Origin of the sequence: Sphaerospermopsis reniformis (assembly GCF_005402885.1) — a bacterium.
GTDB lineage: Bacteria > Cyanobacteriota > Cyanobacteriia > Cyanobacteriales > Nostocaceae > Sphaerospermopsis > Sphaerospermopsis kisseleviana.
In genome coordinates this window covers 1-8011 of record NZ_BJCE01000245.1, presented here as the reverse complement: position 1 = coordinate 8011, position 8011 = coordinate 1, and the positions used below count along the sequence as shown (strand labels likewise).

Below are 8011 nucleotides of genomic sequence, written 5' to 3'. Positions count from 1 at the left end.
AAGTGTGCATTTTTTGGGATTTCAAGAGATGGCAAAGAAATTTTCAAATCTCCTCCTGACTCCTGACTCCTGACTCCTGACTCCTATGCCCTCACGGAAAGACTTTCTCAGCAACCCCTATTTATATATGTCTTGGGAAAGTAGACAAAATCATCATTTAAAAGCCCTAAATAGTAATAGTGTTTAACCAAAACCCTTTCTAAGTTTTCTGGTTGTGTACGTGAGAAAAAAATATGACTACAACCTTATTACAACCCAATTCCTTGGAATCATTACTAGGTAAAGAAGCAGAAGATTTGCTAACATATAAAGCCAAGGTTTCTTCAGATTTGCTGCATTTACCAGGAGCAGATTTTATAGATCGAGTTTGGATCAATAGCGATCGCTCTCCCCGTGTGGTAAGAAATTTACAACAAATCTATTCTACCGGACGTTTAGCAAATACAGGCTATCTTTCTATCCTCCCTGTGGACCAAGGTATTGAACACTCAGCGGGGTCTGCTTTTGCACCTAATCCAATTTATTTTGATCCCGAAAATATTGTGAAATTAGCAATAGAAGCAGGTTGTAATGCTGTGGCTACAACTTTAGGTGTATTAGGCAGTGTGTCCCGCAAATATGCCCATAAAATTCCCTTTATTGCCAAAATAAATCATAATCAATTGTTGACTTATCCTAATCAATTTGACCAAATTATGTTTGCAGACGTTTGGCAAGCTTGGCATTTGGGGGCAACCGCAGTCGGGGCAACAATTTATTTTGGTTCACCAGAGTCTGATAGACAAATTCAAGAAGTAAGTCAAGCTTTTAAACACGCCCATGAATTGGGTATGGCAACTGTGCTTTGGTGTTATTTGCGAAATAGCAATTTTCAACAAGATCAAGATTATCACTTAGCTGCTGATTTAACTGGACAAGCGAATCATTTGGGTGTCACCATTGAAGCAGATATCATTAAACAAAAATTACCAGAATGCAATCATGGTTATGAAGCAATTGCTAAAGCTACAGGTAAAAGTTACGGTAAAACTGATGAGCGAGTTTACACAGAATTAACCACAAAACACCCCATAGATTTAACTCGTTATCAAGTATTAAATTGTTATGCTGGCAGGGTAGGATTAATTAATTCTGGAGGTACTTCTGGTAAAAATGATTTTGCTGAAGCGGTACGAACTGCTGTAATTAATAAACGTGCTGGTGGTACAGGATTAATTTCTGGCAGAAAGACTTTTCAGCGTCCGTTTGAGGAAGGGGTGCGCTTGTTTCACGCTATTCAAGATGTTTATTTATCACATCAGGTAACTATAGCTTGATTTTGCAGCTTGATTTTGCAGCTTGATTTTGCAGCTTGGTTTTGTTTTGTTGCAAATACCTGATGTATGAAATGATTTTTTGATACCGCAGCATGGTGTAAGCCATCAAAGTCTCATCATGGGGATAGGAAACCTGTAGGGGTTTAGCATTGCTAAACTCCTACTGCTGTATTTAGGGTTTGCTGAAAAAGTCCCTTCATTGAGGCAGGGAATAGGGAATAGGGAATAGTTTGAGCTATCTGTTATCCCCAGATTTTCTAATTTATCAGACCCAAAATGCACAGTTTTTAAGGTGTACCCTTCAAAAATCATGCACTTTCTTTCCTCCTGATCAGCCTCAAACCTTTGATTTACGAGTATTTTGGGTTTATTCAGCAAGCCCTATTTACATTACTTTTTATATACATTTAACCAACCCCAAGTAAGACGTTAGTTAAAGGAGATTTTTTTAAGATTTAGGCATTTGTAAAATATTCAAAAGGACATTTTTCTCATGTGGGAAATAAAGAGATTATTTAATCAAATTCACCGCCAACTTGCTATATTGATGTTAGCTGGTTTAATCTGGTTAATTGGCTTACCTATGCTTTCGGCTCAGGCTGCTGGTTATTATTCCCTGAAAAACCAAAAGCCAGAAATAACTCGACCATATTATTCTAATAAAGCTGGGAAATTAGTGAGAACTGATGTTGTTAGACCTTTTTACTCAACTAAAGAAAGGGGGAAAGCCAAGGTATATACAAGACCAGAAATAGGTGATGATTATATCGAAAGTGGCAAGCGTGCAGGTGAAGTAATTCCTAAAGATTTGGGAACTGGAAGTAGACAAAAAAATCCGATCAAGATGCTCAAACGTGCAGGGGAAGAGTTGGGTAATGAACCCCTAAAACGAACTTTTGGCGCACAGGATTATGAAAAGAGTGAAATTGAACAGGAGTTAATCAGAAATAAAGCTGCAAGAGGAGATTATTAAGTAGGGGTTGCTGAGAAAGTCTTTCCGTGAGGGCATAGGAGTCAGGAGTCAGGAGTCAGGAGTCAGGAGTCAGGAGGAGATTTGAAAATTTCTTTGCCATCTCTTGAAATCCCCAAAAATGCACACTTTTTCCGGTATACCCTTCAAAACCCTTGCACTAATTTCTGTGTTTATCAGCCTCTAACCTTTGATATATCAAGGTTTTAGGTTTATTCAGCAAACCCTAAGTAAAAATTGACAATTGACCATTGACAATTGTTTCATTTAAGGTTTAAAACCTCCCCTTTCCAGGGAAAAAAGCAAAAAATTCCGCAGAATAGGCTTCTTGCCTTCTGCCTTCAGCCTGATCATAACGACAATTTTTAACGCTTACCTACTTATCACTGTTGAATATGGCTGTGTAAAGCCACAAGAGTTTCCGCTAATTGGTTTAAACGAGTTTCCAGAGATTGTTTACGTCCAAAAAGCTGACGTAATTTTTGGTAACGGGCAATAGCCATGCTAACTTGAGGAACTTGATCAACTGGACATTGACGCGACCAGGCTTTACCAGTAGCATCAATTCCACAAAGGCGGTAGCCAGTACGGGATGATTGATAAGAAGCATTCTCTTTTGACTCGCAAATCTCTTGCACATAATCCATTAGTCGTTCAACTTCCCCATGACGCAGGGTTGCAGTTCCCCCTGGTTCTGGTTCTTGGGGATTCGACTCTAACCAGCCATTAATCACTGGACCTTCTAAATAAATATCCTGAATTTGCTGGAGAATTGATTGTAATTCTGTTTGCCATCCTGCTACAATCTCTTGAATCTCTTGTAAAAGATTCATCGCTAATGCTGGATTTGCACCGTGACGATGGTTACTAAAGCTCGGTGTTTTAAACTTGGGTAAGCTAGGTGTTTTGACTTCAGTTTCTTGGGCTGGGAAAGTTTGTACGGAATTATGTTTAGAAAATAAATGTGGCTGTGATTGGGGATTGGTTTCTTTATTGGTATTTATATCAACTGTGTTAATGTCTTGATTGGCTGAATTTTCTTTAACTTCTTGGCTTTTTTTAGCTCCGATGCTAATTCTAAAGGAGAATGGGCGTTTTGTCCCATCACTGGTTTCTGGTGGTAAGTCGGTACTACGTATCCCTAAATCATGTAAAGTTGCCTCAATGCGTTTTAAACCTGGTTTCATAAACAGATCCTAAAGCTTCTTGTGCTGCCGATACTTTTTAACTATTATCATATCTTGCACCATCATCTTATTGTGAAAATCTAAGTCTACAACCCTGATTATTGCGTAGGGTGGGCAATGCCCACTGCACTTTTATTGAGAAGGTGCAAGATGTGAGTTTTGGAAGTTTGTCAAAAGTGCAAATTTATCTGGTTTTCTTGTGCAAAGGGTTGGTAGGCGTTGTATTTTTATTGGCAATTAATATAATTAATTATGAGTAGAGTTATTTTAGTAACAGGTCCAGCACGTTCAGGAAAAAGTGAATGGGCAGAAAATTTAGCAATTCAGTCCGGGAAACAGGTTATTTATATAGCAACAGCAATGGAAAATCCCCAGGATCAAGAGTGGCAAGAACGCATTGAAAAACACAAACAACGTCGTCCACAAGATTGGGTAACTCTGTGTGTACCTGTGGAACTGGCGGACACTCTCAGTAATGCCAAATCTGATACCTGTATTTTGATTGATTCTTTGGGAACTTGGGTAGCTAATTTTTTGGAAGAGGATGATTTAAGCTGGGAAACAACCTTAGCAGAATTGTTAGAAGTAGTACGTTTAATTGATGCTGATTTGCTGTTTGTTGCTGAAGAAACTGGTTGGGGTGTAGTTCCAGCTTATCCTATAGGTCGAAAATTTCGCGATCGCTTAGGTAGTTTAGTCCGTCAGTTAGGTGCAATATGTGAATCGGTTTACTTAGTAACTGGTGGTCATGTTCTTAATCTCAGTGTTCTTGGGTTTCCCTTACCACCAAGCAAATCTTAATGCAAAATTAAGGATTAATGGACTCAGATTCCCTCATTTAAATCTACAATTAATATATGGCAAACAAACAAAACGTAAAAAAATATCTTGCTCACTGGTTTCAATTAGGGAAGAAAGTGATAGTCGGTCATAGTAATCAAAGTTTCTTGCCTAACCCAGTGCTAAAGGGCAATAACTATAGTCCAGAGTTTGAAGAGTGTTGGCAACAAATTCTTGCCTTAGAAACCCGTGATTGTTATTTAGAAGATACTCAAGAAAACATAGCCGAACTGCTAACCCCAACTTGGGAAGTCCTGCCTTGTGGGCGCTGCGCGATGCCAGTACCTGTTAAAACTATGGGAATGCCATCAATATTGTGTCCTTGTTATTATTTGCCTACTTGGCCTAATAATGAACTACCACCGCCAAGATGTCCAGTTAATACTCAAGAACAATTGATAGAAATTCGCGATCGCTTGCTGGAAAATGTGCCTTCATCAATTTAACAATTTGTTCACAAAATAAGTTGTTAAATTATTTTTTGAAATTATTTTTGATTTTCACTCATAATTGCAGAGATCCCGACTTCTTTAAAAAGTCCGGGATCTTTTTGTTTACTTGCTTTCTTCCAAAATCAAAATCGAATCCGCACTGTGTCCAAACTCTTCTGGTGTATATTGCATATACAGGACAAAGAAATGTTTCCAGAGTCACAGAAAGAACTAAGTAGGGTTTGCTGAATAAACCTAAAACCCAGATATATCAAAGGTTACACGCTGATAAAGAGGAAAAAAGTGCAAGGGTTTTGAAGGGTATACCTGAAAAAGTGTGCATTTTTTGGAATTTCGAGAGATAGCAAAGAAATTTTCAAATCTCCTCCTGACTCCTGACTCCTGACTCCTGACTCCTGACTCCTGACTCCTATGCCCTCACGGAAAGACTTTCTCAGCAACCCCTACTTACGAAAATTCTACTGATTTCCATTTATCGTCTGTGTATGATGAATGGTTAGCAAAACAGCCAACATCAAATTTTGTATCTGATCAGTTAAGAATTTTATCGCCTAGTGATGGAAATTTATTTCTGATCTATCCTAGTGCAGAAACACAAAAAAAATTAGCATTTAGGGTTTGCTGAATAAACCTAAAACCTTGATATATCAAAGGTTAGAGGCTGATAAACACAGAAATTAGTGCAAGGGTTTTGAAGGGTATACCGGAAAAAGTGTGCATTTTTGGGGATTTCAAGAGATGGCAAAGAAATTTTCAAATCTCCTCCTGACTCCTGACTCCTGACTCCTGACTCCTGACTCCTATGCCCTCACGGAAAGACTTTCTCAGCAACCCCCATTTAAAGTTACAATAAATTCTCATCACCCTGTAGAGTCGTAGCTGAATAGGCAAAGGTTATTTTCACCATCAAACCCAAAATCAAATAATGAGATATTTTGGCATTTACCCCTGGTAATTGTAGACTGTAAGCTAGAATTAGTAAGCTTTATAGCTAAATAAATTTTCAAGTTATAGTGGGAGATAAAAACCCTATAAGACCAGGTTTTTCTGTAATTAAACCCACCGTTTCTCATGTTTATTATCATTAAACAATTTTGCCAAAAAATAAAATCTTTCTTCCGGAATGTGTCTAAAAAAAAGTGATGTTATAAATTAGGACTGAAGTTTTTATCCAAGGTATCGAACAATGACAAACGCACTAGAAAACAAATCTGCTAAAAAGGCAAAACAGTCTTTTATTCGTGTTGATATTGGCGTTCCTAAAGTGCCAGTCCGTAAAAACAACACCAAAAAGCAGCAACGTGAATTACTTAGTGACTGGGAACACGCTAGTTAATACGATTTTGGATTTTGGATTTTGGATTTTAGATTGTTTAAGGCTTGCTAGATAAGCTTTTCGTCTGTCGCCATCATTTTTTCACCTGGTATAATTTGCAAAATACAGGTGACAGCAAAGAAATTAACTTAACAACAAGACAGTACAAGCTAAAAAATTGTTAAATTAAGTTAACAGTGAAGACTGTACAATGTGCTTGAGTTTAGGTTAACAATGAAAGTAGCGATCACGGGAGCAACTGGTTTTGTCGGTAGTCGTCTAGTTAAACGGCTGCAAGAAGAAGGTAATAGAGTATTGGTGTTAAGTCGAAATACCAATTCTGCCCACAAGGTTTTTCCCTCTCAGGCTTTCCCAAATGTAGAAATTAGGGCTTATACACCAGGTGTATCGGGCGCTTGGCAAGATGCTGTTGCTGGTTGTGATGGTGTGGTAAATTTGGCGGGAGAACCCATCGCTGAGGAACGTTGGACACCAGAACGTAAGCAAGCTATTCTCAACAGCCGCAAACTCGGTACACAAAAAGTTGTGGAAGCTATAGCTACGGCTAACCCTAAACCATCGGTATTGGTAAACGCTTCAGCTATTGGTTATTATGGAACTAGCGAAACAGCTACTTTTGAAGAAAATAGCCCTTCAGGTCAAGATTTTTTAGCTCAAGTTTGTCAAGAATGGGAAGCGGAAGCGCAGAAGGCAACAAATGCCGGTGTGCGCTTGGTAATTTTGCGCTTTGGCATTGTTTTAGGTCATGGCGGCGCTTTGGGTAAAATGATTACTCCCTTCAAACTTTTTGCAGGTGGTCCCATTGGTAGCGGTCGTCAGTGGTTTTCGTGGATTCACATAGACGATATTGTGAACTTAATTATCCAAGCTTTAACCCAGCCCAAAATGCAAGGTGTATACAATGCCACTGCTCCCAATCCTGTGCGGATGAGCGAGTTAAGTAATACAATGGGACAGGTGATGAATCGCCCTTCTTGGTTGCCTGTTCCTGGTTTTGCTTTGGACGCATTATTGGGAGATGGGGCAATTGTAGTTTTAGAGGGGCAAAAGGTTTTACCTCAACGCACTCAAGCGTCAGGTTTTAATTATCAGTATCCAAATTTGCAATCAGCATTGATGCAAATTTTGAAATAATTGGTGATGGGTGATGAGTAATGGGTAATGGGTAATTGGGAAACTTCCTTCTATTCCCTATTCCCCATTTCCAGCCCCAACAGATATAATCAATATCTCAAACATGATATAAACAATAAACAAGAACATCTCTGGTAGGTAAATTTATGAACAACCTTTATGGAGAAGTTGATCCTAGAGATATTCCTGCCTATTCTATTAGCGATGCTGCTAAATACCTACGTATACCAGCAGGTACTATTCGATCTTGGATAGCAACAATATCAAATGGTTCTCAATTCTCCAAACCACTAATTTTAACTCAAGATATTAAACCAAAACTCCTTTCATTTATCAACCTCGTTGAAATTCATGTTCTTAGAGCTATTCGTAAACACCACCAAATGCAACGCGATAAGGTAAGAATTGCTCTTGATGAAATTGAGGATCAGTTTCAATTATCACACCCGTTAGCTCATAAAAAATTCCAATCTCATGGAGTTGACTTATTCATAGAAAAATATAGTTCTCTGATTAATAATGCCTCAGAATACTGGCTAACAGACTTGAAAAATACTTTTAATACTCATTTTCAGCGCATTGAGTTTGACAAGAATGGACTTGCTATTAAACTTTTTCCATTTACTTGTTCTCAAGAACAAGATAACCCACGCATTGTTGTAATTGATCCCAGAATTGCTTTTGGTCGTCTTGTAATTGCTGACACAGGAATACCTACTGCGGTTTTAGCTGAACGATTAAAGGCTGGTGAATCAATTGAGGATCTTGCTTTTGAT

At 38.4% G+C, this 8011-nt stretch carries 8 protein-coding genes; 7 read left to right on the top strand and 1 reads right to left on the bottom strand.

The window, feature by feature from the left end; genetic code table 11:
- Positions 1-233 precede the first annotated feature (233 nt).
- Complete coding sequence (locus FFR48_RS23010; protein WP_096567025.1) at positions 234-1316, top strand: class I fructose-bisphosphate aldolase; 1083 nt, start codon at positions 234-236, stop codon at positions 1314-1316.
- A 493-nt stretch (positions 1317-1809) separates the two neighbouring features.
- The gene (locus tag FFR48_RS23005) at positions 1810-2289 is read left to right on the top strand and encodes a hypothetical protein (RefSeq protein ID WP_137668969.1); all 480 of its coding nucleotides are present in this window, start codon (positions 1810-1812) and stop codon (positions 2287-2289) included.
- A 380-nt stretch (positions 2290-2669) separates the two neighbouring features.
- Here FFR48_RS23005 and FFR48_RS23000 read toward each other — a convergent pair whose 3' ends face one another.
- Positions 2670-3473: a hypothetical protein gene (locus FFR48_RS23000; protein ID WP_137668968.1), complete on the bottom strand. Its 804-nt coding sequence runs from the start codon at positions 3471-3473 to the stop codon at positions 2670-2672.
- Between the two features lie 252 nt (positions 3474-3725).
- Between FFR48_RS23000 and cobU the strand changes: the two genes are divergently transcribed.
- The 5 genes from cobU to FFR48_RS22980 all read left to right on the top strand — a co-directional run.
- The gene (cobU, locus tag FFR48_RS22995; protein ID WP_137668967.1) at positions 3726-4274 is read left to right on the top strand and encodes a bifunctional adenosylcobinamide kinase/adenosylcobinamide-phosphate guanylyltransferase; all 549 of its coding nucleotides are present in this window, start codon (positions 3726-3728) and stop codon (positions 4272-4274) included.
- A gap of 56 nt (positions 4275-4330) precedes the next feature.
- Positions 4331-4759: a hypothetical protein gene (locus FFR48_RS22990; protein WP_096567017.1), complete on the top strand. Its 429-nt coding sequence runs from the start codon at positions 4331-4333 to the stop codon at positions 4757-4759.
- Between the two features lie 1192 nt (positions 4760-5951).
- Complete coding sequence (locus FFR48_RS29105) at positions 5952-6101, top strand: hypothetical protein (protein WP_187041506.1); 150 nt, start codon at positions 5952-5954, stop codon at positions 6099-6101.
- 213 nt (positions 6102-6314) lie between these two features.
- Entirely contained in the window at positions 6315-7235 is a 921-nt protein-coding gene (thyD, locus tag FFR48_RS22985) for a thylakoid membrane protein ThyD (protein WP_096567015.1), read from the top strand.
- Positions 7236-7381: 146 nt separating this feature from the next.
- A partial coding sequence (locus FFR48_RS22980; protein ID WP_137668966.1) for a DUF433 domain-containing protein occupies positions 7382-8011 on the top strand: 630 nt, incomplete at its 3' end.